This window comes from Cytobacillus firmus (assembly GCF_023715565.1).
Taxonomy (GTDB): Bacteria; Bacillota; Bacilli; order Bacillales; family Cytobacillaceae; genus Cytobacillus; species Cytobacillus firmus_C.
The window spans coordinates 1-382 of record NZ_JAMBOJ010000172.1 but is presented as its reverse complement, the minus strand read 5'-3'; the positions used below and the strand labels follow the sequence as shown (position 1 = coordinate 382).

The 382-nt window shown below is 62.8% G+C and carries 2 protein-coding genes; one reads left to right on the top strand and one right to left on the bottom strand.

The genetic code is table 11. The annotated features are described in order from the left end of the window. The coding region (locus M3205_RS25340; RefSeq protein WP_251172377.1) for an FAD-dependent monooxygenase at positions 1 to 84 on the bottom strand (84 nt) is incomplete at its 3' end. Positions 85 to 200: 116 nt separating this feature from the next. Between M3205_RS25340 and M3205_RS25745 the strand changes: the two genes are divergently transcribed. Beyond that, the coding region (locus tag M3205_RS25745; protein ID WP_285887055.1) for a helix-turn-helix domain-containing protein at positions 201 to 382 on the top strand (182 nt) is incomplete at its 3' end.

The window sequence follows — 382 nt, the reverse complement described above, 5'->3', positions numbered from 1 at the left end:
GGAATCGACGCCTTGCAGGCGCAGCAGGTGGGAAAGCAGAAGGCCGGACGGACCGGCGCCGATGATCGCGACTTGGGTGCGCATTGTTCGTCTCCAGAGCATTAATTCGAATCGTGGAACACATTTGAGCGCTTTCCCGACTATGCGGCAACGCGATTCAGGAGATATGTTGTATACGTTTTGAAGATACCGGCCCGGCCATGGATGCGCTCGATCTGAACCTGATTCCCTACCTCGTCGCGCTCGACGACGCGCGCAACGTGAGCCGCGCGGGCGACCTGCTCGGCGTGAGTCAGCCGCGCGTGAGCACCGCCCTCGGCCGGCTGCGCGAGTATTTCGGCGATCCGCTGTTCGTGCGCACGTCGCGCGGGATGGAGCCGAC